We start from the raw sequence: 25,944 nt of genomic DNA on the forward strand, positions 1-25,944 counted from the left end.
TCACAAAGTCGATGAAGGACACGATTCCATTGCAATCCCCAAGGAATGTCCTTCACAAAAAAGTGAAGGACATTCTCAATCCCTAATCCGGAACAATTACTTCTCATTCCCAAATTCTACAGAAACCTCTTCATCAACTTAATCGTTTCCGCGTGCATTCCTTCATGATAAATAGTACGGACAAGAACTTGGGCGATTGTATGCATTCCGAGCTCTGTTGGTGCAAATTCTTCCTCTAAACGGTTTCCGTATAGTTCACGAATTACTTTAGGCTGTTCAGCCAACAACTTTTTTAGCTGATCTAAACGCGGAGGAGCAGTTTTCCAATCTGTCGGTTTTGTCCCAAAGCCAAACCATTCTTGAAAGCCCTCGGGAATCGGAATTGGTTCTTTTGTTACAGCTTTAATCCAAAGGTATTGGTCCAAATAGATATGCCCTAAATTCCAACGAATATTGTTGTTGAATCCTTTAGGCACAATATCAGCCTGCTCTTCAGTAATATTTTTTAAAAGTCCAAGTGTCCATTCTCTGAATGATTCTAGTTGATTAAATAAGATTTCATCTTTTTGTAACATAACCCTATCCTCCGACTCCTGATAAATCTGAATATTTCCGCTTATATATTACCATTTTAAGTATAAAAATTCATATGTTTTTTTTCTTCCTTATAATAAGTTAATCTATCTTCCAAAGTCCCTGTGTGTAGTTCAAACTTATGTCCATCCGGGTCGGTAAAATAAATGGATTTGCGATCCTTTTCATCACGATTTCTTCCAGGAAGAATATTCACTTTTAAGTTTTGAAATTTCGACAAAAAATGTTCGTATTCTTGTTCCTCTATCGAAAAGGCGATATGGGTATAGGAATAGTGGATGTCATTCCGGGGGATATCTTTTTCCTCGTTAAGTGCTAACCATATCCCGTTAAGGTCAAAATACGCGGTGGTATTCCCTTTTACAAGCAATTTTGCATCAAAAACCTTCTCGTAAAAATCGATAGAATTCTCCAAATTTGATACAGAAAATAACAGGTGATTTATCCCTTTCATATCATGCACATCCTCTTAAGGTAACTTTCTCCTATTATATCAGCAGAAATTGGAGGGGTGACAAATTTCGGTTTTTCATTGATAATAGAAAGGTCACCAAAAATTGTATAGATAAGAATAAATCTATCTTCAAAGTTGAGGGATACTATGGTTACAAGACTTGATAAAAAAACAAGAAGGAAAAAAAGAAGAAGAAGAATTCTCCTCTTGTTATTTTTTGTGATTATTATAGCAGCAGTGATATATGTTGCTTTTCAATATTATTCAGGTATCAAACAAGCAGGTAATGACGGAATTAAAAAAGAAAAAATTGTGTTTCATGGTGAAAAGGACGCCAATGGAAAGGTAAACTTTTTATTGCTTGGAATCGATCAGCGCAAGAATGAAAAGTCCCGTACGGATTCCATGATGGTTGCACAATATGATCCAAAGAATAAAAAGGTGAAGCTTATCTCTTTGATGAGGGATATGTTTGTCGAAATTCCGGGATATAAAAATTATAAGTTGAATACAGCATACTTCCTAGGAGGACCGGAATTACTGCGAAAAACGATTAAACAGAATTTTGGTCTAGATGTTCAGTATTATGTAATGGTGAATTTTAAAGGATTTGAAAAAATTGTCGATACACTCGCACCTGATGGCATTGAAATTAATGTGAAAAAAGAAATGTCAAAAAATATTGGTGTTACATTACATCCAGGTCTTCAAAAGCTGCACGGTAAAGAATTATTAGGGTATGCAAGGTTTAGACATGATGCTCAAGGTGATTTTGGCCGTGTAGAACGCCAGCAAGAGGTTCTTCAAGCTATAAAGGATGAAGTTCTAAGTGTAAATGGATTTACAAAAGCACCTAAGTTATTAGGAACAATCCAGCCTTATATTCAAACGAATATGGATACCAGTGATGCGATTGCGTTAGCTAGTGAGTTTTTACTAAAACGTCCGAAAAATATCGATACCTTAACAGTGCCAGTTCAAGGTGCTTACCAAAATGGATATGTATCCTATGATGGTGCTGTTTTGGAAATTGATAAAGAGAAAAACCAGCAAGCGATTAATAATTTTTTGAATGATAATAGCAGTACAGTCAACAGCTCAAATCCATAAACAAAAAGCTAGTCTTCTAAAAAAGAGGACTAGCTTTTTTGATTCCTTTATAATGTCTATTAATCTTTAAAATGTTTCGATCATCATAACGGCCATAGTTATATGGTTTTCAGATCATCTAACAATAATTTTCGATCTGCTTCTTTTTTTATATGTTCACTTGCTTGGGTGGCAAGCATTTTATAATGATGTACTTCTTCTATATTCCCAGCGATCATATGTGCACGGGCTAATGCCTCATAAGCAAATGCAAGATCGAAGTCCCCAATTTGGTTTTCAAGGCATATTTCTAAATTTCTTTTTGCATGGTAAAGTGCAGGCTCAGCTCGCTTAAGGATGGAATACACTCTGGATATTTGCCATTCACCTCTAGAAAGGTTAACCGGTTCCCCAATTATTCCCCAATGAAAACGGGATGTATGCGCCATATGTATCATTGTATCATCTTCCATTTTGGTTCGATTTTCCTTTTCGATTAAATCCCATGTTTGATTGAAATTGTCAATCGCCAATTTTTTATGTATGTCTTTCGTAATAGCAGTCATGGATAAAGTCTTCCTTTCTGGTTTAATACATATAAATTCTTTGAAATGCTCTGTTTTTCCTTGTTTCGAAAAGAATCTCACCCATTTTCAGATTATTAATAATTTTTATAAAAACTATATTGACAATTAAAATAATGCAACATAAAATAAAATCAAATAAATGAATGATTCATTCATTCATGATAACTTAGGAGGATGGTTAAAATGGAAAAAAGATGGACTGTAAAAGGAAAGTACATTATTATAACTGGGGCTACTAGCGGTATAGGGTTGGCTACGGCTAAGGAGCTAGTCAAGCGCGGTGCAAATTTAGGAATTATCGCACGAAATCAAGTTAAGGCAAATGAATTGGCAACGCAATTAAAAAATGTGTCGGGAGGAAAGACGGTGGTAGATGTGTTTTTAGCTGACATGTCTTCTCAAGAATCAATCAGACAGGTAGCAAAAGAGATTTTGTCAAAGTGCCCGAAAATTGATATTCTCATTAATAATGCTGGAGCAATGTTTGATCGACGTCAAGAAAGTGTCGATGGGATGGAGATGACGTGGGCAGTTAATCATTTAGGACCATTTCTTTTGACAACACTTCTCTTGGAAAGGTTAAAGGAAAATGGTAACGCTCGTATCATTACCACTGCCTCTCACGGCCACAAAATGGTGAAGAAAGGAATAGACTTTGATGATATACATGCTAAAAGCTTATATTCTTTTCCAAAAATGCTTTTCGGCGGACCTACTATCAGGTATGGCGAGACGAAGCTTGCCAACATCTTATTTACTACAGAATTAGCTAAACGGTTAGAAGGAACAGGGGTTACAGCACACTGCTTCGACCCGGGGCTTGTTGCAACAAATTTTAATCAAAATAATGGCTTATTGGCTCGGTTGACAATGGCAGGAATGAAGCCTTTTTCCCGCAGTCCGGAAAAAGGTGCCGAAACATTAGTATGGCTTGCAGATACAGATGATATTTCAGAAGATAACGGCGGTTATTATGCGGATATGAAAAAAATTCTTCCATCAGTACCGGCTCAAAATCTGGAGGCAGCAAAGCGTCTGTGGGAAATCAGCCAAGAACAAGTTGGTTAACCTCAGCTTTTGTTAACGAAAGCCTTATAAACATCCTTATTTCAATTAAGAATGAATAAGCTTCAATACAGCCTAAATACACAATAGATTGGAGTGTACTTTTAAAATGACGTTAAAAGAACAGGATTATGCCCAAGATGAAAGAAGAGAAGAGATTAAGCGCGCTGCCTTGAAAGTATTTGCCCGCAAAGGAATTTCGGGAACAAAAATGAGTATGATTGCAGCAGAAGCAGGAATTAGTCAAGGGTTGTCCTACCGTTATTTCAGTTCTAAAGAAGAGCTTTTCAGCTTGCTTGTTCAGGAAGCATTGGAAGAAGCGCAGACAGCAATAGCGAATATCGGAAACCTTCCCGGAACACCGTTTGAACAGCTAAAAGCATTGACTAAAAATATGCTGGAGGAAAATCACAAACAATATTTCTTGCTCATACAGCAGGCGCATACATCCGATGAGACGCCTGTCAAGGTAAAGCAGCTTCTAGATCAATTCTCTTCAAAGGACACAATTGAGCAATTAATCCCAATATTTGTTAAAGGTCAGGAGATGGGGGAATTTTGCGAAGGGGATCCTCATCGGATCTTGTTCCTCTATCTTTCTGTTATCAGCGGTCTGATGATTCAAGACGTTTATACAGATGAAAACTATTGGGTAAACGAAATCGATAGCCTGATGAAGATTTTATCAAAATAATATATTTCGCTTTACCACTATTTTAAAAAGATTTTACTTGATAAAAGCAAATTATTGTTGTAAATTGTTAATTAAGTTGGTAAATTTCTGAATAATAACTAAATACTAAAAATCTTATCAAGAGAGGTAGAGGGACTGGCCCGATGACGCCTCAGCAACCGTCAATTTTTATTGAAATGGTGCTAATTCCAGCAGGTATTTTTTTGCCTGAAAGATAAGAAGAATGTTAGGGCATTTTCGAGGACTTCTTCTTATGGAGGTCCTTTTTATTTTGTATTCAACAAATAGGAGGATATTTCATGACAAATCATCATATTCATACAGAGCTTGTACAAATTGGAAACCGCAGTGAACAGGTAACAGGCGCGGTGAATCCGCCTGTTTACTTTTCAACCGCTTATCGCCACGCGGGAATCGGACTTTCCACGGGCTATGATTATTCCCGTACGAAAAATCCGACCCGTGCGCTTTTGGAGGATAGCTTTGCCAAACTGGAGGAAGGGGAGCAAGGATTTGCTTGCAGTTCAGGAATGGCTGCTATTCAACTCGTATTATCCCTCTTTCGCCAAAATGAAGAGATTATTGCTTCCGATGATTTATACGGTGGAACCTATCGCTTGCTTCAACAATACTCGGAAAGCTACGGAATTCGTACACATTTTATCGATTTAAATGATACGGCTAAGCTTAAGGCAGCGATAACAGAGAAAACTAAAGCAATCTTAGTAGAAACACCAACTAATCCTTTAATGATTGAAACGGATATTTCGGCTATTGCTGCGGTTGCAGAAAAAAATGATCTGCTGCTGATTGTTGATAATACTTTTTTAACCCCGTACTTACAAAAACCAATAACACTTGGAGCAGATATTGTCCTTCACAGTGCAACCAAATATATAGGCGGTCATAATGATGTGCTTGCCGGACTTGTTGTGGCGAAAGATACTGCTATTTGTGAAAAGCTTAGTGCCTACCATAATGGGGCTGGTGCTGTTTTGTCACCATTTGATTCCTGGCTGTTAATTCGCGGTTTAAAAACCTTGAGCATAAGAATGGAACGCCATCAGGAAAATGCGAAAAAATTAGTTGAGTTTTTACAAGAAAGTCCTGAGGTTGAAAGTGTTCTTTATCCGAATAAAGGTGGAATGGTGTCCTTTCGTTTGCAAAAAGCAGAATGGGTTCCGGCTTTTTTAAAGAGTTTACAGTTGATTACTTTTGCAGAAAGCTTAGGCGGTGTGGAGAGCTTCATTACCTATCCGGCTACGCAAACACATGCTGATATTCCGGAAGAAGTACGTATTAAGCGTGGTGTATGCAACAGGCTGCTGCGTTTTTCAGTAGGGATTGAACATGCAGATGATTTAATTAGTGATTTAGAGCAGGCATTTGCGAAAATTCGGCAGGAGGAGTTGGTGCTGTAATGGGTATTCATCATGCATTTGATACAAAGCTAGTTCACAGGTCAGGATATATTGATGGGGTAACGGGGGCAGTGAACCCGCCTATTCATTATTCATCCACCTTCCATCAATCATCCTTTAATCAAATTGGCGAGTTCGATTATAGCCGTTCGGGAAACCCGACTCGGAAAATACTGGAGGAGACAATTGCTGATTTAGAAGGAGGAACAGCAGGCTTTGCTTTTTCGTCTGGAATGGCTGCCATTTCATCCGCTTTTATGCTTCTTTCCGCAGGGGATCATGTTCTCATATCCCAGGATGTATATGGCGGAACATACAGAATCGTTACAGAGGTTTTAACGAGATTTCAAATAGAACATACCTTTGTCGATATGACCGATTTGGATCAAGTGGCACAGGGCATCCGGCCGAATACAAAGGTTTTATATGTAGAAACTCCTTCAAATCCGCTTTTGCATATTACCGATCTGAAAGGTGTTATAAAAATAGCGAAAGCAAACGGTTGTTTAGTGTTTGTTGATAATACTTTCATGACTCCGTTTCTTCAAAGGCCATTAGACCTTGGCGCTGACATTGTCCTTCATAGTGCTACGAAATTTTTATCAGGTCACAGTGATGTTGTGGCTGGTCTCGCAGTTGTAAAGAACGATGACCTTGCTAAAAAGGTTGGGTTTATTCAAAATGCGTTCGGGTCTGTATTAGGGGTGCAGGATTGTTGGTTGTTATTAAGAGGAATGAAAACATTGAGTGTCAGGCTTCAGCAGTCCTCCAAGACTGCCGAACAAATTGCTACTTTTCTAGTGAAACACCCGCTTATCGAGGAAGTATTTTATCCAGGATTAACCTCTCACCCAGGATACGCTATTCACCATTCACAGGCGAAAGGAGCAGGTGCTGTCCTTTCGTTTCGCTTGCCTGACAGGGAATGTACAAAAGCATTTGTCGAGAATGTTCGGATTCCTGTTTTCGCAGTAAGTTTGGGGGCGGTGGAATCAATCCTTTCCTATCCGGCAACCATGTCTCATGCTGCAATGCCAAAGGAGGAACGGGAAAGAAGGGGAATTACAGATGGTGTTCTCCGGTTATCTGTCGGTCTTGAGCATGTAGATGATTTACTGGAGGATTTCGAACAATCGCTGCAGAAAGCAATTCGTTTTGCTGCAACCATTAAATAAAAGGAGTGAAGGCATGAACTTATTAGATAGACTAAAGAACTCTATTTTAGTTGCGGATGGTGCCATGGGAACGCTTCTCTACTCCTACGGAAAAGATACATGCTACGAGGAATTTAATTTATCCCATAGCGAGGATATTTTTAATATTCATCAAGCATATATACAGGCGGGTGCACAGGTTATCCAAACAAATACCTATGGTGCTAATTACTATAAATTAAGCCAGTATGGTCTGGAGGAGCAGGTAAAAGCCATCAATATAGAAGCGGTCCGGATTGCCAAGCAGGCTGCGAACAAAGATACTTATATACTCGGTTCAATGGGAGGATACCGCGGTTTTCGCAAGGCGGACATCACTCTTGCCGAGATTAAGCGCAGTTTTCGGGAACAGCTTTATCATCTTCTCCATGAAGGGGTCGATGGGATATTGCTCGAAACCTATTATGATGCGGAGGAGCTTTTTGCAGTTGTGGAAATTGCGAAGGAGGAAGCGGATGTACCGGTTATTGCGCAATTTTCCTTATTAGAACCAGAGGTTTTGCAAAATGGAACATATGTGAAAGACGGACTACTGCGGTTAGAAGAGCTTGGGGCGGATGTGGTCGGATTGAATTGCCGATTAGGACCTCATCATATGATCCAATCCTTTGAGCAGATACCCTTGCCTAACAGGGCATTTTTATCGGCATATCCAAATGCAAGTCTGCTAGATTACGAGGATGGCAGGTATGTCTTTACAAAAAATGCTGAGTACTTTAAGAGTTGTTCCGTACGGCTTGTGGAACAGGGGATACGCCTGATAGGGGGCTGCTGCGGTACAACGCCGGAGCATATTAAGGCAATTGCGGAGGGAGTCCGCGGGCTGCAGCCTATTAAGGAAAAAACGGTGAAACCGATTCGCCCAAAGATTGAAGTCCTCGCTTCCCATGTAGATCAGGAACCTCCGCTGCATGAGATTGTGAAAGAACGGACATCGATTATTGTGGAACTTGATACACCAAAGCATTTACAAACGGAAGCGTTTTTCGCAGGGGCTAACTGTTTAAAGGAAGCGGGTATTGATGCTTTAACAATGGCCGATAATTCCCTTGCCTCACCGCGTATTAGCAATGTCGCTATGGCAACGATTCTGAAGGAGCAGCATCATATTCGTCCACTTGTTCATATTACTTGCCGGGATCGGAACTTAATTGGACTCCAATCCCATTTGATGGGGCTGGATGCTCTCGGGATTAATCAAGTTTTAGCAGTGACCGGCGACCCTTCAAAAATTGGCGATTTTCCGGGAGCTACTTCTGTCTATGACCTATCTTCCATGGATCTGATTGCCATGATGAAGCAATTTAACGAAGGAATTTCCTATTCAGGTAAGTCTTTAGGAAAGAAAACTTCCTTTTCTGTGGCAGCTGCTTTTAATCCAAATGTGCGTAATTTGGATCGTGCTGTTGCTCGTTTAGAGAAAAAAGTTCGAAGCGGTGCAGATTATTTCATTACCCAGCCGCTTTTTAATGAAAAGCAAATGGAAGAAGTTTATGAGGCAACCAGGCATTTGGAGGTGCCGATTTACATTGGCATCATGCCTTTAACAAGCTACCGAAATGCGAGCTTCCTTCATCATGAAGTTCCAGGTATAACATTAACAGAGCAAATTTTAGAAGTTATGGAAAGGGTGAAGGATGACCCAGTTCAAGCGACAAAGGAAAGCTTATCGATTTCGAAGACATTGGTTGATGCAGCGATGAAATATTTTAATGGCATTTATTTGATTACACCTTTTACACGCTATGATTTAACGGTGGATTGTGTAAATTATGTACACGAAAAGGAGAAACTGGCCCATGGCACTAACGTTATTTGAACAACAGTTGAAGAAAAAAATACTTATTCTTGATGGTGCGATGGGGACCATGATCCAAGCGAAGCAGTTGTCAGCTGAAGACTTTGGCGGGGAAGAGTATGAAGGCTGTAACGAGTACTTAACGATTACTGCCCCGGATGTTATCGCCGATATTCACCGCGCTTATTTACAGGCAGGTGCTGATGTAATTGAAACCAATACATTCGGAGCGACAAGTATTGTCCTTGATGAATATGGTCTTGGTCATTTAGCAGAGGAAATAAATTATAAAGCTGCACGATTAGCTAAACAAGCTTCGAATGAATTTTCCACAGAGGAATGGCCGCGGTTCGTTGCCGGTTCAATGGGACCAACGACAAAAACGTTATCTGTTACGGGCGGAGCAACCTTTGACCAGCTGAGGCAGGCTTATTATGAGCAGACGAAAGGATTAGTTCGAGGTGGTGCAGATGTTCTTTTACTGGAAACATCACAGGATCTGTTGAATGTAAAGTCTGCATACTTAGGAATTTGTGCTGCTTTGGAAGAATTGGGTGTGAAAGTTCCGCTGATGATCTCCGGTACGATTGAACCGATGGGTACGACACTTGCAGGGCAAAGCATTGAAGCTTTTTATATCTCCGTGGAACATATGAATCCCGTAGCGGTCGGATTGAACTGTGCGACAGGTCCAGAGTTTATGTCTGATCATATTCGTGCATTATCCGGCTTAGCGACAACCGCTGTAAGCTGCTATCCGAATGCGGGTCTTCCTGATGAAGAGGGACATTATCATGAATCACCGGAATCGTTATCTGCAAAGATCCGCGGATTTGCAGAAAAGGGCTGGCTGAATGTTGCGGGCGGATGTTGCGGGACAACACCTGAACATATAAAAGCACTGGCAGAAGCGTTAAAGGATGTAATGCCAAGAATTCCAAATGAGGAGCACCCACATGCTGTTTCCGGAATTGAGCCTTTTATTTATGAAGATGAAAGTGTGCGGCCGCTATTTGTAGGGGAACGAACAAATGTGATTGGGTCACGGAAATTCAAAGGATTGATTGCGGAAGGCAAATATGAAGAAGCGAGCGAAATTGCCCGTGCCCAGGTGAAAAATGGAGCACATATTATTGATATCTGTTTAGCGGATCCCGACCGTGAAGAAATGGAGGATATGGAGGAATTCATCCAACAGGTTGTGAAAAAAGTAAAAGTTCCTTTAATGATAGATTCGACAGATGAAGCAGTAATCGAAAAGGCATTTACCTACTGCCAAGGGAAAAATATTATTAACTCTATTAATCTCGAAAATGGGGAAGAACGATTTGAAAAAGTAACCCCGCTTATTCATCAATTCGGCGGTGCAGTCGTCGTTGGTACCATTGACGAGGCTGGAATGGGAGTAACGGCTGAGAGGAAGCTCGAAATCGCATTGCGGTCCTATGATTTACTAGTTACTAAATATGGGATTCACCCAAGCGATATTATTTTTGATCCGCTTGTTTTTCCTGCTGGAACAGGGGATGAACAATATTTTTGTGCGGCAAAGGAAACAGTGGAGGGGATTCGTCTCATTAAAGAAAGGCTTCCTAAGTGCCAAACCATTTTAGGAGTAAGCAATGTTTCTTTTGGTTTACCTCCTGCAGGGCGCGAAGTATTAAATTCTGTATTTTTATATTATTGTACGAAAGCTGGACTGGACTATGCCATCGTGAATACCGAAAAGCTTGAGCGTTTTGCCTCAATTCCAGAGGAAGAAGTACGCATGGCGGAGCGGTTATTATTTGAAACGAGTGATGATGCGCTAGCGGTTTTTACGGAATTTTACCGTGGGAAGAAGAAAGAGAAGAAGGTAGCGGTTGAAACTTTGAGTCTAGCGGAGCGCCTGGCAAGTTATGTCGTGGAAGGCACAAAGGAAGGCTTACTAGAGGATTTGCAACAGGCACTTGAGGAGTATCCTTCCCCTTTGGCAATAATTAATGGTCCGTTAATGGATGGGATGGCGGAGGTTGGGCGGCTATTTAATGACAACCAGTTGATTGTCGCTGAGGTTTTACAAAGTGCGGAGGTCATGAAAACATCCGTCTCCTTTTTAGAGCCTTTTATGGAAAAAAGCGTGGAGTCAAGTTCGAAGGGAAAGGTTATCCTTGCAACGGTAAAAGGGGATGTGCACGATATCGGGAAAAACCTAGTCGATATCATTTTATCCAATAATGGTTATGATGTAGTGGATCTTGGAATTAAGGTGGCACCGGCTGATTTGATTGAAGCGGTTAGAAGAGAGAAGCCGGATGTGGTTGGATTGTCCGGATTGCTTGTCAAATCCGCACAGCAAATGGTCCTGACAGCACAGGATTTACGGGAGGCCGGGATTGACCTTCCAATTTTAGTCGGGGGAGCGGCACTTTCGAGGAAGTTTACTACTAATAAAATTGCCCCAGAATATAATGGACTTGTTGTGTATGCGAAGGATGCGATGGATGGGCTATCCTTAGCGAATCGTGTATTGAATGCGGATGAGCGCGAGGTTTTGGTGGAGGAACAAAGGGAGCGGAAATTAAAGCAGGCGGAAATTGAGCATAAGGTGACGAGGCCGGAACGGAAAATAGCGGTGCGTTCGCCAATTTCGACGGATGGTCCTGTATTTGTCCCAGCTGATTTAAAGGAGCATATTTTACGGAATTATTCGGTTGCACATATTGAGCCTTATGTGAATATGCAAATGCTACTTGGACATCATTTAGGATTGAAAGGAAAAGTTGCAAGGCTTTTGGAGGAGCAAGATGAAAAAGCGGTGAAATTGAAGGAGCAAGTAGATGAGTTGCTGATGAAGGCAAAATCAGATCGCTTGCTGGAACCATCCGCATTATATCGGTTTTTCCCGGCTCAATCGGATGGGGATGATGTGATAATTTATGACCCTGAGAATCCTGGTGTGGAAATAGAGCGGTTTACCTTCCCACGCCAAGAGCAAGCTCCGTATCTGTGTTTGGCCGATTATTTGAAGTCAGTGGATAGTGGAGTGATGGATTACGTCGGGATGTTTGCGGTTGTGGCCGGAAAAAATATCCGCGAATTTGCTTCTGCATTGAAAAAGCAAGGTGATTACTTACAAAGCCATGCATTGCAAGCGTTGGCTTTAGAGCTTGCGGAAGGCTTTGCCGAAAGAGTCCATCAACTGATGCGTGATCAGTGGGGATTCCCTGATGCACCTGACTTTACCATGCAGCAGCGCTTCGCCGCGAAATACCAAGGTCAGCGGTTCTCGTTTGGTTATCCGGCATGCCCGAATTTAGAGGACCAGGCAAAGCTATTTAAGTTATTGCAGCCAGAGAAGATTGGTCTGCATTTAACGGAAGGCTTTATGATGGAACCGGAGGCAGCAGTGACAGCGATTGTATTTGCACATCCGGAGGCGAGGTATTTTAATGTATTATAGATGTCGTTATCGGTTTGACTCCCCTTTTTGAAAGGGGGCGGTTTAACCCCTTAATTTTGGACACTTACTTTGGAATTCTCTGTTTTTCTTAGTTTTCCATTTTATCTACCGCGCTNCGGTTTAACCCCTTAATTTTGGACACTTACTTTGGAATTCTCTGTTTTTCTTAGTTTTCCATTTTATCTACCGCGCTATCGCTTGGTGGCCTGTAGATTTTAGGTAAAAGGGCTCCTTTTACCTAAAATCTACAGGATATAGGGTTTTACATGGCTAACCTAACTGGTTCTAGGGTTTTATTTTGCCACTTTTCGTAGTACTCCTTTGGTGTATTATCTTTTAGCCCACCGTGGAACCGTTCTTCATTATAGAATTTGATGTATTCATCAACCGTTTTATATGCTTGCTCAAAAGTTACAAACTCGTTTGGCTGGTAACACTCTCTTTCTAGTACACTATGAAAAGACTCTATATATGCGTTCATATTAGGTGATTTGGGTGGAATTCGTTCATGAAAAACCTTTTGATTCTCACAAAAATCTCTAAAATGTGTACTACAAAATTGAGGGCCATTATCCGTTCGAATGATTAAAGCTTTTTCATCGTCGGAGTCAGGTATATGAACTCCACGCTTTAACATCGCCTTTTGAAGCATTTTCGTAATATCCTTTGCTTCACAATGAGTCCCTTTAAAATAACCAACAATGGAACGATCAAAAACATCTATGGCACTGGCAAGAAAGAAAAAACGTCGTGAAGTTGTCACATAACCATATTTAATATCTAGCTGCCAGAGCTGATTTGGTCCTGTAACCACTCTGTTTTTCGCTAGTTTTCTTGGAATCTTCCCCTTTTTCTCCCGTTGAGGCACCAGGATATCCAATTCCTTGCATAGGCGATAAACCTTTTTCTTATTAATGATTAATTTGTATTTCTTTCTTAAACTTCGAGTAAGCTTTCTGTAGCCATAGACGCATTCTTTCCTCTCCATCAATTTCATCAGATAGCCTTTTATCTTTTTGTCGCTCACTTTTTTGTTCGATTGCGTACGGGAAAATCCAGGTACAGGTCGTCCACCTTTTATTTTTTTCATTCCTTTAGGATGAGAGAGACGGTAGTAATAGGTAGAACGGTGAACAGAGGCAATCTTAAGGACCCGTTTAGCTGGGAATCCCTCCTGAATCCATTCGTGAGCTAATTCTACTCTCTCGGAAAGTTCGGAAACTTTTTTTTTAACATGTCACGAAGCATCGCCACTTCCAGCTCTTTTTCCCCTAACAATTTCATTGCTTGATCATATTTTTTTTGAAGGTCATTATTAGAAGGTGAAGAAGAGAGAGGATTAACCCCCTCCTGTTCCATTTCAGCCTCCACCTCACTCCTATATAGATTCACCCAAGCTTTTAGAGTAGATTGACTTACACCAGTTTTACGTGCTACAAATGCCATATTTCCAGATTCTAAAGCCATGCGTACATAATTTTTCTTTACTTCTTCTATCGGCCCTCTTCTTTTACTCATTTTATACGCCCCCTCGGATATATTTATTGTAATATCTTACGAAGTAGGTGTCCAAACGAGTTAGGGGGCTAAATAGAAGTTATCCCCGAACTGCACGATCCAGGACTTTGAACCCCTCATACAGAAATAAAAAAGCCACAGATCGAAATCTGTGACTTTCTCTGTTTGCCTGGCAACGTCCTACTCTTGCAGGGGGAGAGCCCCCAACTACCATCGGCGCTGAGAAGCTTAACTTCCGTNGGGGGTTTTTGAATTCGCGGGATTATTGTCTAATTTGGCTGGATTATAGTAAAAATTCGCGGGATTATTGTCAGATTTGGCGGGATTATAATAAAAATTCGCGGGATTATGCAGAAATTTGGCGGAATTATTTTTTAAAGAGGGAGGATATCTGCAAATTGGTGAAGAAATTTACTATCAAGATACAAAAGGAGTGATATTTTGATTGTAAAACCGAAAAAAATGGAAGCAGAGATTGTAGCATTGCAGGCATTACTAAGAAGATTACCCAATAACCACCTTAAACGTTCGCAAATTGAAAAGGATTTGGCAAAAAAATTGACAGGATTTAAAGGAGAACAGTCGATGGAGTATTATTTATCATTTCTTCCCGACGAAAATTACCTCATTCTTCATCATATTAGGCTTCTAGGCAATTCACATCACTTTCAAATGGATATTGTTATCCTTTCTTCCACCTTTTTTCTCATTCTTGAAGTAAAACACATTTCCGGAAAAATCACCTTTGACAAGGACTCCAATCAATTGATCAGAGACTACAACGATGAAATTGAAATCTTCCCGGATCCAGTATTGCAAGTTAACCATCAAAGGTTCCAATTAAAAAAATGGCTAGAAAATAATAAGTTCCAATCAATTCCTATTGAAACATTAGTGGTTTTGACAAATCCCTCTTCTTTTATTCAATTCACACCAAATAGTTTTAGCTACAAACAAACCGTTACTCGAAGTACCAATTTCCTGTCAAAAGTAAATCATTTAAGTCAAATATATAGAGAGGAAAAATTAACTAAAAAAGAACTCCGTAAACTCTCCAAACTGTTATTAAAGCACCACACCCCTAAGCATCCCGATGTTCTTCAAAAATATAACATTTCAAAATCGGAAATCTTATTAGGTGTTCACTGTCCGAAATGTTTCTGCTTACCTATGGAAAGAAAGTGGGGTAAATGGCTCTGTCCAAAATGTCAAACATCCAATAAAAACGCACAGATTGATACATTAAAAGATTTTTGTCTCTTAATCAAACCTACCATAACTAATAAAGAGGCAAGAAAATTCTTGAAATCTGATTCTGAATCTATTGTCCAAAAGCTTTTAATAGATATGAACCTCCCTTATTCAGGCACAACAAAAGGCAGAGTATATGAGCTTCAGTTCGATGATTGGGACTAGCAAAAGTGAAAAATCCTCTTGACCTTCAAGTAGCTTTAAGGTGTAACTTATTCTAAAAGGGGATGTGATCCGACCAGTCCCATTTTAGAATGGTATCAAAACGAACAATTGGATGAAGTAGATTTAATATTGCCCGTTATTCAACTAAATCAGGAGGGGTTGCAGGTGCAAAAAGAGCAGGAATTAAAAGTAAAAGTAATAGGATTAAGAGGAAGCTTCTATCAAATTGGGTTCAAACAAGGTCAGCAAATATCGCAGGGTATTTCTCAAACTCTTCAAAACAAAGATGCTACTAATAATGCCCAAATAATTTTAGAGAAGAATTCATCACAAATATTAGAGGAGCTGAAAGGGTTAGCAGAAGGGCTAAAGTTGCCGCTTTCCACAGCTATAGGTGCTTACAGTGGATATGACGTAACATTTCCTGAAATGGGATGTTCCACATTAGTGAAAGATTCTTACTATCTCCGCAACTATGATTTTAGCCCGGAATTATATGATGCGAGACTTGTACTTATACAACCTAATGAAGGGTTTGCGAGTATAGGCTTTAGTCAGCACATTATCGGCAGGCTGGACGGGATGAATGAAAAGGGCCTTGTTATTGGCCTGCATTTTGTTAATCAAGCGTACAAACAACAGGGCTTTCTTGCAACCACAATAGTTAGAATGGTCTTAGACCAATGCGCAACTGCTTCGGAAGCTATTCAGTTAATTAAGAAGGTTCCCCATGGATATTGTTATAATTATTCGATTACGGACAAACATGGGAACAGTGTTATTGTTGAGGCAACTCCACAACAGCAGGAAATTATTCACACTCAACCTCTTAGTTGCACTAATCATTTTGAAACCAAAACCTTACTCAGAAAAAATAAAAAGCAGCTGCAAGGCTCCGTAAAACGGAAGAATTATCTTCAAGCCTTAATGAAGGAAGAGCTTACTCCCGAAGAAACTTTTGATCGTTTTAATCACCATGACTCTCCGCTATTTTTCCAAAATTATAAAGAGTACTTTGGCACCCTGCATACAGTCCTATATTCACCACAAGATCTCAGAGTAATGATTGGTATTGGCAGTGAAAGTAATCCACTTGCTTTTTCCTTTAAAGAATGGCTAAACGGTTCGCTATCCTTACCAAATGAAATAAGCGGTACCATTGTCCACAGCTAAATTTCTATATTCATTCATGCATCCCTATGGTAAACTAGATGCAATTTATATATGGGGGTCAAACTATGGGTAGTGAAGTAATATTAATCAAGCCAACTGTAAAGTTAAAAAACGAGTACCTATCTTTTTATCAGGAATGGAAGGAAACCGGTGAAAATATGGTGCCTTGGGTTATCAGCAAAGACCCGAGTGATTTTGCAGGCATGGTCCAGTCTTTATTAGATGCGGAAAAAGGTGATAATCTGCCTGCTAACTGGGTGCCGGATTCTACTTACTGGCTCGTCAATCAAAATAATAGAGTTATAGGTGCGGTTAATATTCGCCATAGCTTAACAGAGAAACTATTACAAACAGGTGGCCATATTGGCTACGGGATTCGTCCGTCTGAAAGAAGAAAAGGATATGCAACAAAGCTTCTCGCCTTATCGTTGGAAAAAGTAATGGAGCTGGGAATTACAAAAGTTCTTGTAACTTGTGATGAAAATAATATTGGTTCTGCGAAGACAATTTTAAATAATGGCGGAATAGAAGATAGTAGTTTCGCAGAAGAAGATGGGAATATCGTTAGACGATTTTGGATTGAAATATAAAAGCTCAGGTTCTAACCCTGAGCTTAACCCACAATCTTAAACTGTCCGCCGTTACAGTGATCTAGTATTTTCACTTTTAAAGAGTGATTGAATTTTTTAGAAAGTCCCTGAATAATTCCGTAGTTAAAGGCGGATGAGTAATGAGGGGTATAACAAAATAGGACTGTTTCATTTTTTATATCCATAAAAGGCAAATATTCGCCGATATAGACAGGACTTTTATGGTTTAAGTGAAAAATAGTGTCTAAATGTTTTAAGGATTCATGAAAGCTTTGAACCTCTTTTGGAAATATACCATGGATAGGTACACATTCTCCAATATACTCTTCTATTTCCGAACCATAATTTTCTATAATTGCATGTAACAGTGTATGTGCCATGTCAAACCGAATCCATTCCGCTTTTTTTAAAAATTGGTCATTCAATTCGAATGGCAGATCAAGTTTTTCTTTTGAAATAACCTTTAATATATTAAGTAAAACACTAACATGAATTTTTGCTTGATTTGTTTGCATGTCGGTGGTTTTGCCGTTGATTTTCGCATGATAATTCATAAATCTTTCTAGCTCTTTACTAATGGTGAGGGTTTCTTCCGCTGTTAATCCGACAAGACCAATGGTTTCATATAGCTGATTTCTTTTAAATTCAATGATATCCTTGATCATTCATATCTACCTTCTGTTCTCCATCATATTTTTAAAAGATAGGAAAGTATAAGTTTTTTTTAATATCAATTATTTACCAATAATAATTGTCTAGCGCAAGCAGCCGTCGGCTAGCGGATATCTCCGTCTCCTCTACAATAAGTCACCATCACTCTCTGTGTTTCCGTTGGTCTCGCCTGTGACAACGAAATCTGTACGCCCTATGAGCAAGGCCCTTCCGCTTTACTAATTATACTTTAAAATGAATCTTTTGAACATTTATTATGGAAAACTAGAAACGAAATTGACTTAAAAATTCGAGAAATTGTGTTTCTTTAGGATGTTCATATTTTAAAAGGGCATATGTCTTGGAATTAGGCAGATTGATAAAAGGGCATGGTGCCTCTAACAGTCTTCCTTCTAAAAGCTCTCTGCGCACAGTGGAGGAGGGCAAAAACGAAATGCCTAACCCTTCAATAATAAACCGTTTGGTTACATTGACTTGCGAAACGGCCATCGTCCGAACTGCGGGCACCACCGCACGAACGGAATGCAGTAACTGATCCCAGTATTCAGGATGATTGTGAGTAATTAAGTAGTTTTTTTGCAGCAAATCCTCGGCGTCCAATGGCGGAGCGGTTTCGCTGTCTTTCCCGTCATGAGGGACAATCAAAACAACAGGGTCATCATATAACGGACGGCAAATTAAATCAGAATTCTTTGTATGCTGATTGGAAAGTCCTAAATCAACTTCTCCATTTAAAACGGCATCTGCAATAAATTCGGAATCAACCACCTGCAGATTAATCTCAATTTCCGGGTGTAAGGTCATATAGCGTTTTAAAACAAACGGCATAATGGTTTCTGCTATAAGCGGGGAAATGGCTAATGTAAGTTTTTGACTAAAGCCTTGCCGAAAACGGTTTAAATCGGACATTCCCGACTCGTAAACCCCTAATAGCTTCTCGGCATGAGGTAAAAATCTTCTTCCATCCTCTGTTATTGTCACCTTTCTGCCATCACGTTGAAACAAAGTGCTGCCGATTTCCTCCTCTAAAAGTTTGATTTGAACCGTGACAGTTGGCTGCGAAATGAAGAGCTCCTCAGCCGTTTTTCGAAAATTTTCATGCTTTGCGGCAGTAATAAACGTGCGTATCCATTTTAAATCCAAGTTAGCACCTCCTGATTAACATACTTAATTGATTTAATAAAAATTATTTAATTTTTTTTATCAATTATAGCACGTATACTAATTTCAAAGCGATAAAGGAGGAAAGGATCATGATTCAACACGGATTAAAAGGGGTTATAGCTGCTGAAACAGCGATTAGTTATATTAATGGAGAAAAGGGGCATTTAGTATATCGGGGATATGCGGCAAAAGAGATTGCCATCCATCATTCCTTTGTTGAAGCAGCATATTTGCTATGGCATGGCAAATTACCATCATCTGAAGAGGCGAACCAATTAGACCAACAGTTGAAAAAACATAGAGAGCTGCCTTCTTATATAGAAACAATTATTGATCAGCTGCCAATCAATATGGAGCTAATGGGAGTTTTACGAACGGTCATCTCAGCAATGGGGGATGCAAGCTATCAATGGAAGCCGACAATTGATCAAGCGATTAAGCTGACGGCTATTATGCCGACTGTCATTGCCTATTGGCAACGAAAAAGGGATGGACTGGAACCAATAAAACCAAATCAGGAATATGGTCATGTTGAAAATTACTTATATATGTTAACAGGAGAAAAACCGTCGGATGTTCATGTCAAAACATTGGAAACTTACATGGTATTAACGCTGGAACATGGTATGAATGCATCGACTTTTTCCGCAAGAGTAACTGCTTCCACTGAATCCGATATGGTTTCAGCGATTACTTCGGCTATTGGAACTATGAAAGGACCTTTGCATGGCGGGGCACCTTCAGACGTAACCATAATGTTGAATGAAATTGGCAAAAAGGAAAATGCGGAAAACTGGCTTCGAACCAAATTAGAAAAAGGCGAACGCATCATGGGGTTCGGCCACCGTGTCTACAAAACAAAAGATCCGAGAGCTCTCGCATTGAAGGAAAAGGCATTAGAGGTCGGAAAAAATGATCCTTGGCTTGCTTTGGCTTTGTATGTTGAAGAAACGGCCATTCGTTTGTTAGAGGAATATAAACCGGGAAGGAAATTATATACGAATGTAGAGTTTTTTGCTGCAGCTGTCATGCGTTCCATTAATATGGATGACGAACTATTTACTCCAACTTTTACGGCAAGCCGTGTAGTTGGCTGGACTGCACATGTTTTGGAACAAGCAGAACATAATGTCCTCTTTCGACCTGAATCACAATATATTGGAAAGCTTCCCGAATTACAGGAAATTTAAACTTCAAAAAGAAGGCAGCCATTTTTTCGGCAGCCTTCTTTTTTCAAATAATGTCGAAAGTTGAGTTATTCTTTTTGTAACTTTTTCGTGCTTTCATGCGTCTTTAAAAATGACAGTACGAAATATGCAGCGCCGGATTCCATAGTTTTCGATGAGACGTTGAAATACGCTAGCCATTATGCGCTAACTGAACAATTATAATAGGAGTAATGATTATGAAAAGGTTAGGTATCATTTTCATTAGTGGTGCATTACTAATGATGGGGTGTGGTTTACAATCAAAGGCTGTAAGTGAACCAAAATCTTCCCGAGTGATTAATATCACTGATAAAAAAGTAAATGAAGCAGCATTTAAAGTCACAAAAGCTTCTTCCAAAACAAACGTTATTCACACAGCTAAAAATCCAACTTCCATCTCGGTCATGGTAAACAAATCCAATGCTTTGCCAAAAGGCTATCGTCCAAAGGATCTAGTACGTCCGAAGGTGAAATTTTTATTTGGAAATCAAAAGCTTGAAAAAGCGTTATTAAGAAAGCCTGCAGCAGCTGCATTGGAGAAAATGTTCAAAGCAGCAGCTGCACAAAAGATAACGCTTTATGGCGCATCTGGTTTTCGCTCCTATGAAACACAGGATGCCCTATTTAAAAGAGAAGTCGCACAATATGGGCGCAAGAAGGCAGAAATGGCGGTAGCATTACCGGGAACAAGTGAACATCAAACTGGTCTTGCGATGGATATTACTGCTGCCAGCGTACAATTCCACACAGTTGAAAAATTCGCTAAAACAAAAGAGGGAATATGGCTAGACAAACATGCCCACGAATATGGTTTTATATTGCGTTATCCAAAAGGGAAGGAAAAAATAACAAAATATGAATATGAACCATGGCATTTCCGCTATGTTGGAGTGAAAGTAGCGTCTGCAATCTATAAAAAGCACATAACATTGGAAGAATACTATAGTAAAACAGGGGTCTAGCTACTATAAAGGCTGCTCCGCAGAGGAGATTCGACGAACGTCTTTTCTGCGGGTCAGCGTTTAGATCAAGGTACCAGGTTTCCTTGTAACTAGGCACAGACTTCCCTAAATTATCCTAATTTAAGACGATGAAGGCCCTATCTGTAAAAGGTGGGGCTTTTATCATTTAAAAGGGCATGATTAGGTTAGTATTGTTCCCATTTTCCTCTGGGAAAGACAGAAACAGTAACGATTAGTTGAGTATTGTTCCCGTAATCCTCTGGGAAAGGCAGAAACGGTAACAATTAGGTGAGTATTGTTCCCGTAATCCTCTGGGAAACACAGAAACGGTAACGATTAGTTGAGTATTGTTCCCATTATCTTTTGAAATAGGATGAAACGGTCACGATAGTTCAGGTATTGTTCCCATTCTTCATCAGCCCAGGCAAAAATGGGAACAATCAAATAGTTATTATTTCGATTCCTCAACATATTCCCGAAATTTTTTAAAAATTCCCCTTTTAACTATTGATATTTTAATTTAATTTGATTAATATCTAATTAGATAATTATAAAAGTAGGTGTATTATTCCATGCAATTAAACAAAATAGTGGAATTTCATAAGGCTTTAGGGGACCTTACGCGGATCCGAATTATTGCCTTGCTTCAGCAAGGACCTTTGCATGGTCAGGCAATTGCCGGTAAGCTGGGACTCAAGCCGCCAACAATCACACATCATATAGCAAAACTGCGAGAGGTTGGATTAATTAAAGAGCGCAGAGATAAAAATACCATCTATTTTTCGTTAAACACCAAAATATTAGAAACAAGTGCTAAGGCTATTTTAACGGTTGGAACAGGAGGGGTATCAAATATGGAAATGTCCGTAACTGAAGAAGAACGTGCCGCTATAATAAATAATTTCTTTACGAAGGGTGGAAAACTCAAAAATTATCCGGCACAGCGGAAGAAAAAGCTGGTTGTCCTTGCTCATATGGCAAAGGGGTTAGAGTTTGGAAAGGTTTATCCGGAAAAGGAAATCAATGAATATTTAAAACAGTTTCATGAGGATTATGCCACGTTAAGGCGCGAGTTAATCATGTGCCAATATATGTACAGGGAAAATAATCAATATGAACTAAATCCTGTTGAATTATGGTGGTTACATTAAATGGGTGTCACTCGGCACCTGTATTTTTTAGATAACTAATTAGATATATATAAAATTAGATGAGTTTAAAAGAAGGTGATGGGTTTGGGAATATCGATTATAAGAGAAGAAAAGCTATACCGGAGATTGTTTTTTGCTGGGGTAGTTAATGGAATTGGGGACCGTTTTAGTTCCGTTGCTGTTCTGGCAATGCTTTTGCATATTACTGGCTCTGGAATGGCGGTAGGAGTAACATTAGCCATCCGGCTGATACCGTCTCTACTATTTGGACCGATCGGGGGATGGCTTGCGGATCGGTTTTCGCGAAAAGCGATACTTGTGATAACAGATCTTATTAGAATCGTGTTTGCCCTTTCTTTTTTAATGGTGAATGGAAAAGAGGATCTGTGGATTGTCTATGTTAGTTCCTTTGTATTAGCCGCTGGTGAAGCAATCTATGCTCCAGCAAGGAAGTCATCTATTCCGGGTCTGGTAAAGAAGGATCAACTCGTCAAAATAAATAGTTTGGAACAAGTAATGGTTGGTATTGTTTTAATTGGAGGCGCCTTTTCCGGAGGGATTGTTTCCTCTATCTTTGGAGCGAATGTAACATTTTGGTTTAATGCAGTATCCTTTTTAGGGGCAGCTTTGATTACTTCAACCATTGCTTTTCCTAAGAAAAATAAGGAAGGGAAAGCAAATGAAGCTAAAAAAGGGAACCCTTTATCCACTTTTAAAAAGGTTGTGCTTATGTCTGCTCCGATTCAACTTCTTCTTTTTTGTGAAATCATAATTGCTTCTATGAATGGAATAGATAATGTTTTAATAAGTGTGTATGCAGTTAAGGAATACCAGCTAGGTGATGTGGGGGTTGGCCTTTTTTATGGAGCGTTGGGAATAGGGCTGATGCTGAGCTTCTCAGCTGCAAATCGGCTTCGGAAAAATTACCTTTTGACAGGACTAATATGTTTAATGCTTGAAGGTACTTTTCTCTTTTTATTAAGCAGAACTCATTTAATCGTGATAGCTTTTCTTATGTTTTGCGGGGCCGCTTTTATGACCGGGATAGGAAATGCATGCTTTGATACTATTCTTATGAAAGAAATACCCGAGGAGCATCAAGGAACAATGTTTGGACTGTTAGCGACTATCGGCAACACTTTATTGGGGATATCTATGTTTCTTTCTGGTTTTGTCCTACAATACTTGGCACCAAGATCATTAGGCATGATTGGGGGCATCGCGTATATTCTAGTTGCCATCTTATTGATGGCTGTTATTTCGACGAAGGCTTTTAAGAGAAGAGGTACCATTTAAGAGGTACCTTCTTTTAATGTTTTTCGAAAAAATTGATTCAATTCCTCAGTTATATCCCCTTTTTTAACCGTTATTGTGTTGACATACTCTTCTAAATATAGCAATTCCGATTTTATATACTCGTTCGTATAGAATAATTCCGCCCGGCTAATATATTCTTTTTCTGCTCGTTTCAGATGTATTAATTGGTTTACTTCCCTTTTGAGTTTATCATCTGTTAAAAGCTTCGCCACTAAACTTGGGAAATGTACCGTTGGAAAAGTGCCCTCGGCTTCCATCGCTTTACAGGATAGCAATGGACGTAAAACATTTAAATATTGTTTTACTTTAATCCTGTCTTTTTGAAAGATGTTTTTCGCATTCCGTTTTGCCATATTGAGATAATGGAAAAGGCAAGCTTTTGCAGAAAAAGCTCTATTCGCAAGATTTTTCATCTCGTCATAAAAAGGACTTTCTTTCATATAAATGATGTCCGAATGCAGCCACTCCAATAAAGGGGGATTGGATTTCTTCAGCAAAAATAGGGCTTTACGCAGATCCCATCCGGATAAATCCAGTGACTTTGTAATAGGGTGCTCAATAACATCTCGTTTCTGATCTATACCTAAATACCATTCAAGTGGATGCACATAAATAAAACGGACATCATGATCACTGTTTTCGGATGCGAGCCCCCATGCTCGGCTGCCTGCTTCACATGCAAACAATACTTTTACATGATATTTTGCTTCTATTTCTAAAAGCTGATCCTTCATTTTTTCCTCCGATTTAAGGACGTTTTTCCCAAGGCTCTAATACGCCAATCACTTTAATAGGATGATCTTCCTTTATTGCTGCAACCACTCCTGACGCAATTTCATGGTTGGTTAGCCAGCGTGCTCGATTACCTTCGAGGATAAACCCAAGCTGTACTTGATGATAAAGACAATTCGCAGGAACTGAAGCAGCCTCTTTTATTTTTTCTAAATTCGAGCTGCTCCCCAAAACATGAAATAAATGAAATTCCACCTTAGTTTTTGCAGCTTCCGCCAAAATAATCCTTAAAGCATCTGGAGCAGACGAGTGAATCCACGCAACAATTAATTGAAAAGGACCATGCTGTTGAATAGTATGTTGGATTTTATTTAAAAGCTGCCTGTCATCATGATAATCGACTGATAAAAATGTTGAATGGGAAGAATCAGAAATACGCTCGTATTTTGAAGGATCCCTGCCAATAACCGAAACAAAATATCCTTCCTTTTTCAGAAATAGGGTGACATCTGATAACATTCCGGTTCCGCCGACTACAAGTGCATGTTTCATTAATAAAGCCTCCTTTTCTTTAATAATACTGCAATTATTTGATTATTCAAAATCCGTTATTATATATTAATAGAAAAGGGGGATGTGCATATGAGTAAACTTAATGAGAAAACGGTGAAGGAAATTTGGGAGGAGGTTGAAATTGTATTAAATGCAAACCCTGTCCCATTTCAGGATATGAATATTGTGTATCAATTTGAGTTGAGCGGAGATGATGGCGGCACGTATCAGTTGGCATTTTCGGGAGGTTCTGCGAAGGTACTTTACGAAGCGGTGGAAGAACCTCAGTGCACATTGAAAATGAAGGTTTCCGATTTTAGAAAATTTTTACAGGGGAGTATAAACAGCACCACTGCATTTATGATGGGAAAACTGAAGATAGAAGGCAGTATTGGCCAGGCATTGAAATTAGATAAGCTTTTGGGGCAATACGAGCTATGAAAATCTAATGAACGAAGAAAAGAGTCCAATCCTATTTTTATATGGAATGGACTCTTGTTTGAGGATAAGAAAACGTACTCTGTCTAACTATGTGCACAGAGGCTAACGGATTTCGTAGTCTGCTTCCTACGATAAGTCAACATCGCTCCTAAAGAACCTCGCTGTCGCTTCACATCAAATTTCACTCATCCGCACACCGGCTGCTTTCGGCTCCTTTCTTATCTCCTTTCTTCTGTTTTAATAATGGCCGATAACATTTGCGCGACATATTGCTGATTTTTGTCAGGCAACAGGGTTATTCGGCTAATCAGGCTTTTGAAATTTGGATGCTCTAATAAATATTTGAGTATGCGCTGTGCCTCAGCATCCTCGTAACGTTCTCTTATGGCCAATTGCGTCGTTTGAGAGCCAGGATCAATCCCAAAAGTTAAATAAAGTATAACTTCATTGGACAGATGAAAAGTATTTCGAAACTCGGCTAATTCGGAAACGGTTAATTCTTTTTCACCGTTCTCTATTTTAGAAATATCGGGCTGTTGTTTATGTAATCTAGTAGCCATTTCCTGTTGAGTTAGGCCAAGATTTTCTCTTAATTCCTTAAAACGCTTTGCAAAGGACATGGACATTATTTCACCCGCTACTTTTTTACTATAAAGATAGTGGTTTTTTATGTTGATAAAAGGTAGTATT

25 protein-coding genes and 1 riboswitch are annotated in these 25,944 nt (G+C 39.4%); of the genes, 15 read left to right on the plus strand and 10 right to left on the minus strand.

Annotated features, from left to right (window positions below; genetic code table 11):
- Nucleotides 1-116 precede the first annotated feature (116 nt).
- Both AN964_RS02000 and fosB read right to left on the minus strand, forming a co-directional pair.
- The gene (locus AN964_RS02000; RefSeq protein ID WP_055738116.1) at nucleotides 117-575 is read right to left on the minus strand and encodes a DinB family protein; all 459 of its coding nucleotides are present in this window, start codon (nucleotides 573-575) and stop codon (nucleotides 117-119) included.
- 56 nt (nucleotides 576-631) lie between these two features.
- A complete protein-coding gene (gene fosB, locus AN964_RS02005) occupies nucleotides 632-1,048 on the minus strand; it encodes a metallothiol transferase FosB (RefSeq protein ID WP_055738117.1) in 417 nt (138 codons plus the stop codon).
- A gap of 147 nt (nucleotides 1,049-1,195) precedes the next feature.
- Here fosB and AN964_RS02010 point away from each other — a divergent pair, with 147 nt between their 5' ends.
- Nucleotides 1,196-2,158: an LCP family protein gene (locus tag AN964_RS02010; protein ID WP_055738118.1), complete on the plus strand. Its 963-nt coding sequence runs from the start codon at nucleotides 1,196-1,198 to the stop codon at nucleotides 2,156-2,158.
- Nucleotides 2,159-2,256: 98 nt separating this feature from the next.
- Here the strand turns inward: AN964_RS02010 and AN964_RS02015 are convergent, their stop codons facing one another.
- Complete coding sequence (locus AN964_RS02015; RefSeq protein WP_055738119.1) at nucleotides 2,257-2,703, minus strand: hypothetical protein; 447 nt, start codon at nucleotides 2,701-2,703, stop codon at nucleotides 2,257-2,259.
- A 204-nt stretch (nucleotides 2,704-2,907) separates the two neighbouring features.
- Here AN964_RS02015 and AN964_RS02020 point away from each other — a divergent pair, with 204 nt between their 5' ends.
- The 6 genes from AN964_RS02020 (at nucleotide 2,908) to metH (ending at nucleotide 12,358) form a co-directional block, all read left to right on the plus strand.
- Nucleotides 2,908-3,792 (plus strand): SDR family oxidoreductase, encoded by an 885-nt coding sequence (locus AN964_RS02020; RefSeq protein ID WP_437177094.1) that lies wholly within the window; start codon nucleotides 2,908-2,910, stop codon nucleotides 3,790-3,792.
- Nucleotides 3,793-3,898: 106 nt separating this feature from the next.
- Nucleotides 3,899-4,483 carry a TetR/AcrR family transcriptional regulator gene (locus tag AN964_RS02025; RefSeq protein ID WP_055738121.1) on the plus strand — a complete coding sequence of 195 codons (585 nt, stop codon included), beginning with the start codon at nucleotides 3,899-3,901 and terminating at the stop codon, nucleotides 4,481-4,483.
- Nucleotides 4,484-4,594: 111 nt separating this feature from the next.
- A riboswitch (SAM riboswitch) is annotated at nucleotides 4,595-4,704 on the plus strand.
- A gap of 78 nt (nucleotides 4,705-4,782) precedes the next feature.
- Nucleotides 4,783-5,904, plus strand: a complete 1,122-nt coding sequence (locus AN964_RS02030) for a methionine biosynthesis PLP-dependent protein (protein WP_055738122.1) — start codon at nucleotides 4,783-4,785, stop codon at nucleotides 5,902-5,904.
- On the plus strand, nucleotides 5,904-7,079 hold the full coding sequence (gene metC / locus AN964_RS02035) for a cystathionine beta-lyase (protein WP_055738123.1): 1,176 nt from the start codon (nucleotides 5,904-5,906) through the stop codon (nucleotides 7,077-7,079). Before AN964_RS02030 ends, metC begins: the two co-directional genes overlap by 1 nt.
- 13 nt (nucleotides 7,080-7,092) lie before the next feature.
- Nucleotides 7,093-8,937: a bifunctional homocysteine S-methyltransferase/methylenetetrahydrofolate reductase gene (locus AN964_RS02040; RefSeq protein WP_055738124.1), complete on the plus strand. Its 1,845-nt coding sequence runs from the start codon at nucleotides 7,093-7,095 to the stop codon at nucleotides 8,935-8,937.
- A complete protein-coding gene (gene metH / locus AN964_RS02045; RefSeq protein WP_055738125.1) occupies nucleotides 8,918-12,358 on the plus strand; it encodes a methionine synthase in 3,441 nt (1,146 codons plus the stop codon). Before AN964_RS02040 ends, metH begins: the two co-directional genes overlap by 20 nt.
- A 262-nt stretch (nucleotides 12,359-12,620) precedes the next feature.
- Here the strand turns inward: metH and AN964_RS02050 are convergent, their stop codons facing one another.
- Entirely contained in the window at nucleotides 12,621-13,538 is a 918-nt protein-coding gene (locus tag AN964_RS02050) for an IS3 family transposase (protein WP_152982338.1), read from the minus strand.
- Between the two features lie 17 nt (nucleotides 13,539-13,555).
- Nucleotides 13,556-13,876, minus strand: a complete 321-nt coding sequence (locus AN964_RS02055) for a transposase (protein ID WP_055738127.1) — start codon at nucleotides 13,874-13,876, stop codon at nucleotides 13,556-13,558.
- Nucleotides 13,877-14,317: 441 nt separating this feature from the next.
- Here AN964_RS02055 and AN964_RS02060 point away from each other — a divergent pair, with 441 nt between their 5' ends.
- The 3 genes from AN964_RS02060 (at nucleotide 14,318) to AN964_RS02070 (ending at nucleotide 17,055) form a co-directional block, all read left to right on the plus strand.
- Nucleotides 14,318-15,292: a nuclease-related domain-containing protein gene (locus tag AN964_RS02060; protein WP_055738128.1), complete on the plus strand. Its 975-nt coding sequence runs from the start codon at nucleotides 14,318-14,320 to the stop codon at nucleotides 15,290-15,292.
- 165 nt (nucleotides 15,293-15,457) lie between these two features.
- On the plus strand, nucleotides 15,458-16,465 hold the full coding sequence (locus AN964_RS02065; protein WP_055738129.1) for a C45 family autoproteolytic acyltransferase/hydrolase: 1,008 nt from the start codon (nucleotides 15,458-15,460) through the stop codon (nucleotides 16,463-16,465).
- A 65-nt stretch (nucleotides 16,466-16,530) separates the two neighbouring features.
- Nucleotides 16,531-17,055, plus strand: a complete 525-nt coding sequence (locus AN964_RS02070; protein WP_055738130.1) for a GNAT family N-acetyltransferase — start codon at nucleotides 16,531-16,533, stop codon at nucleotides 17,053-17,055.
- Nucleotides 17,056-17,078: 23 nt separating this feature from the next.
- On the opposite strand, the gene AN964_RS02075 is transcribed toward AN964_RS02070, so the two are convergent.
- Both AN964_RS02075 and AN964_RS02080 read right to left on the minus strand, forming a co-directional pair.
- On the minus strand, nucleotides 17,079-17,720 hold the full coding sequence (locus tag AN964_RS02075) for an aspartyl-phosphate phosphatase Spo0E family protein (RefSeq protein ID WP_055738131.1): 642 nt from the start codon (nucleotides 17,718-17,720) through the stop codon (nucleotides 17,079-17,081).
- A gap of 271 nt (nucleotides 17,721-17,991) precedes the next feature.
- Entirely contained in the window at nucleotides 17,992-18,870 is an 879-nt protein-coding gene (locus AN964_RS02080; protein ID WP_055738132.1) for a LysR family transcriptional regulator, read from the minus strand.
- Between the two features lie 110 nt (nucleotides 18,871-18,980).
- Here AN964_RS02080 and AN964_RS02085 point away from each other — a divergent pair, with 110 nt between their 5' ends.
- The 4 genes from AN964_RS02085 to AN964_RS02100 all read left to right on the plus strand — a co-directional run bounded on the left by AN964_RS02085 (nucleotide 18,981) and on the right by AN964_RS02100 (nucleotide 23,508).
- Nucleotides 18,981-20,081 carry a citrate synthase/methylcitrate synthase gene (locus tag AN964_RS02085; protein ID WP_055738133.1) on the plus strand — a complete coding sequence of 367 codons (1,101 nt, stop codon included), beginning with the start codon at nucleotides 18,981-18,983 and terminating at the stop codon, nucleotides 20,079-20,081.
- A 215-nt stretch (nucleotides 20,082-20,296) separates the two neighbouring features.
- Nucleotides 20,297-21,061 carry a M15 family metallopeptidase gene (locus AN964_RS02090; protein ID WP_055738134.1) on the plus strand — a complete coding sequence of 255 codons (765 nt, stop codon included), beginning with the start codon at nucleotides 20,297-20,299 and terminating at the stop codon, nucleotides 21,059-21,061.
- A 572-nt stretch (nucleotides 21,062-21,633) separates the two neighbouring features.
- The gene (locus tag AN964_RS02095) at nucleotides 21,634-22,212 is read left to right on the plus strand and encodes a DUF2087 domain-containing protein (protein ID WP_055738135.1); all 579 of its coding nucleotides are present in this window, start codon (nucleotides 21,634-21,636) and stop codon (nucleotides 22,210-22,212) included.
- A gap of 78 nt (nucleotides 22,213-22,290) precedes the next feature.
- On the plus strand, nucleotides 22,291-23,508 hold the full coding sequence (locus tag AN964_RS02100) for an MFS transporter (protein ID WP_055738136.1): 1,218 nt from the start codon (nucleotides 22,291-22,293) through the stop codon (nucleotides 23,506-23,508).
- Here the strand turns inward: AN964_RS02100 and AN964_RS02105 are convergent.
- Together AN964_RS02105 and AN964_RS02110 are read right to left on the minus strand one after the other, a co-directional pair.
- Nucleotides 23,505-24,263 (minus strand): nucleotidyltransferase domain-containing protein, encoded by a 759-nt coding sequence (locus tag AN964_RS02105; RefSeq protein WP_055738137.1) that lies wholly within the window; start codon nucleotides 24,261-24,263, stop codon nucleotides 23,505-23,507. The two genes, AN964_RS02100 and AN964_RS02105, sit on opposite strands and share 4 nt — an antisense overlap.
- A gap of 13 nt (nucleotides 24,264-24,276) precedes the next feature.
- On the minus strand, nucleotides 24,277-24,813 hold the full coding sequence (locus AN964_RS02110) for a short-chain dehydrogenase (protein ID WP_055738138.1): 537 nt from the start codon (nucleotides 24,811-24,813) through the stop codon (nucleotides 24,277-24,279).
- Between the two features lie 90 nt (nucleotides 24,814-24,903).
- On the opposite strand from AN964_RS02110, the gene AN964_RS02115 reads away from it, so the two are divergent.
- Nucleotides 24,904-25,254, plus strand: coding sequence for an SCP2 sterol-binding domain-containing protein (locus AN964_RS02115; RefSeq protein WP_055738139.1), 351 nt, complete (start codon nucleotides 24,904-24,906; stop codon nucleotides 25,252-25,254).
- A 218-nt stretch (nucleotides 25,255-25,472) separates the two neighbouring features.
- On the opposite strand, the gene AN964_RS02120 is transcribed toward AN964_RS02115, so the two are convergent.
- The gene (locus tag AN964_RS02120) at nucleotides 25,473-25,880 is read right to left on the minus strand and encodes a helix-turn-helix transcriptional regulator (protein WP_083489187.1); all 408 of its coding nucleotides are present in this window, start codon (nucleotides 25,878-25,880) and stop codon (nucleotides 25,473-25,475) included.
- Nucleotides 25,881-25,944 lie beyond the last annotated feature (64 nt).

Origin of the sequence: Heyndrickxia shackletonii (assembly GCF_001420715.1) — a bacterium.
Taxonomy (GTDB): Bacteria; Bacillota; Bacilli; order Bacillales; family Bacillaceae_C; genus Margalitia; species Margalitia shackletonii.

Coding starts and splice junctions, on each gene's coding strand:
- AN964_RS02095 (WP_055738135.1), top strand. CDS start 21,634: ATGCAATTAAACAAAATAGTGGAATTTCATAAGGCTTTAGGGGACCTT.
- AN964_RS02020 (WP_437177094.1), top strand. CDS start 2,908: ATGGAAAAAAGATGGACTGTAAAAGGAAAGTACATTATTATAACTGGG.
- AN964_RS02100 (WP_055738136.1), top strand. CDS start 22,291: ATGGGTTTGGGAATATCGATTATAAGAGAAGAAAAGCTATACCGGAGA.
- AN964_RS02085 (WP_055738133.1), top strand. CDS start 18,981: ATGATTCAACACGGATTAAAAGGGGTTATAGCTGCTGAAACAGCGATT.
- AN964_RS02075 (WP_055738131.1), bottom strand. CDS start 17,720: ATGATCAAGGATATCATTGAATTTAAAAGAAATCAGCTATATGAAACC.
- AN964_RS02110 (WP_055738138.1), bottom strand. CDS start 24,813: ATGAAACATGCACTTGTAGTCGGCGGAACCGGAATGTTATCAGATGTC.
- AN964_RS02090 (WP_055738134.1), top strand. CDS start 20,297: ATGAAAAGGTTAGGTATCATTTTCATTAGTGGTGCATTACTAATGATG.
- AN964_RS02070 (WP_055738130.1), top strand. CDS start 16,531: ATGGGTAGTGAAGTAATATTAATCAAGCCAACTGTAAAGTTAAAAAAC.
- fosB (WP_055738117.1), bottom strand. CDS start 1,048: ATGAAAGGGATAAATCACCTGTTATTTTCTGTATCAAATTTGGAGAAT.
- metH (WP_055738125.1), top strand. CDS start 8,918: ATGGCACTAACGTTATTTGAACAACAGTTGAAGAAAAAAATACTTATT.
- AN964_RS02025 (WP_055738121.1), top strand. CDS start 3,899: ATGACGTTAAAAGAACAGGATTATGCCCAAGATGAAAGAAGAGAAGAG.
- AN964_RS02015 (WP_055738119.1), bottom strand. CDS start 2,703: ATGACTGCTATTACGAAAGACATACATAAAAAATTGGCGATTGACAAT.
- AN964_RS02105 (WP_055738137.1), bottom strand. CDS start 24,263: ATGAAGGATCAGCTTTTAGAAATAGAAGCAAAATATCATGTAAAAGTA.
- AN964_RS02115 (WP_055738139.1), top strand. CDS start 24,904: ATGAGTAAACTTAATGAGAAAACGGTGAAGGAAATTTGGGAGGAGGTT.
- AN964_RS02055 (WP_055738127.1), bottom strand. CDS start 13,876: ATGAGTAAAAGAAGAGGGCCGATAGAAGAAGTAAAGAAAAATTATGTA.
- AN964_RS02010 (WP_055738118.1), top strand. CDS start 1,196: ATGGTTACAAGACTTGATAAAAAAACAAGAAGGAAAAAAAGAAGAAGA.
- AN964_RS02120 (WP_083489187.1), bottom strand. CDS start 25,880: ATGTCCATGTCCTTTGCAAAGCGTTTTAAGGAATTAAGAGAAAATCTT.
- AN964_RS02000 (WP_055738116.1), bottom strand. CDS start 575: ATGTTACAAAAAGATGAAATCTTATTTAATCAACTAGAATCATTCAGA.
- metC (WP_055738123.1), top strand. CDS start 5,904: ATGGGTATTCATCATGCATTTGATACAAAGCTAGTTCACAGGTCAGGA.
- AN964_RS02030 (WP_055738122.1), top strand. CDS start 4,783: ATGACAAATCATCATATTCATACAGAGCTTGTACAAATTGGAAACCGC.
- AN964_RS02040 (WP_055738124.1), top strand. CDS start 7,093: ATGAACTTATTAGATAGACTAAAGAACTCTATTTTAGTTGCGGATGGT.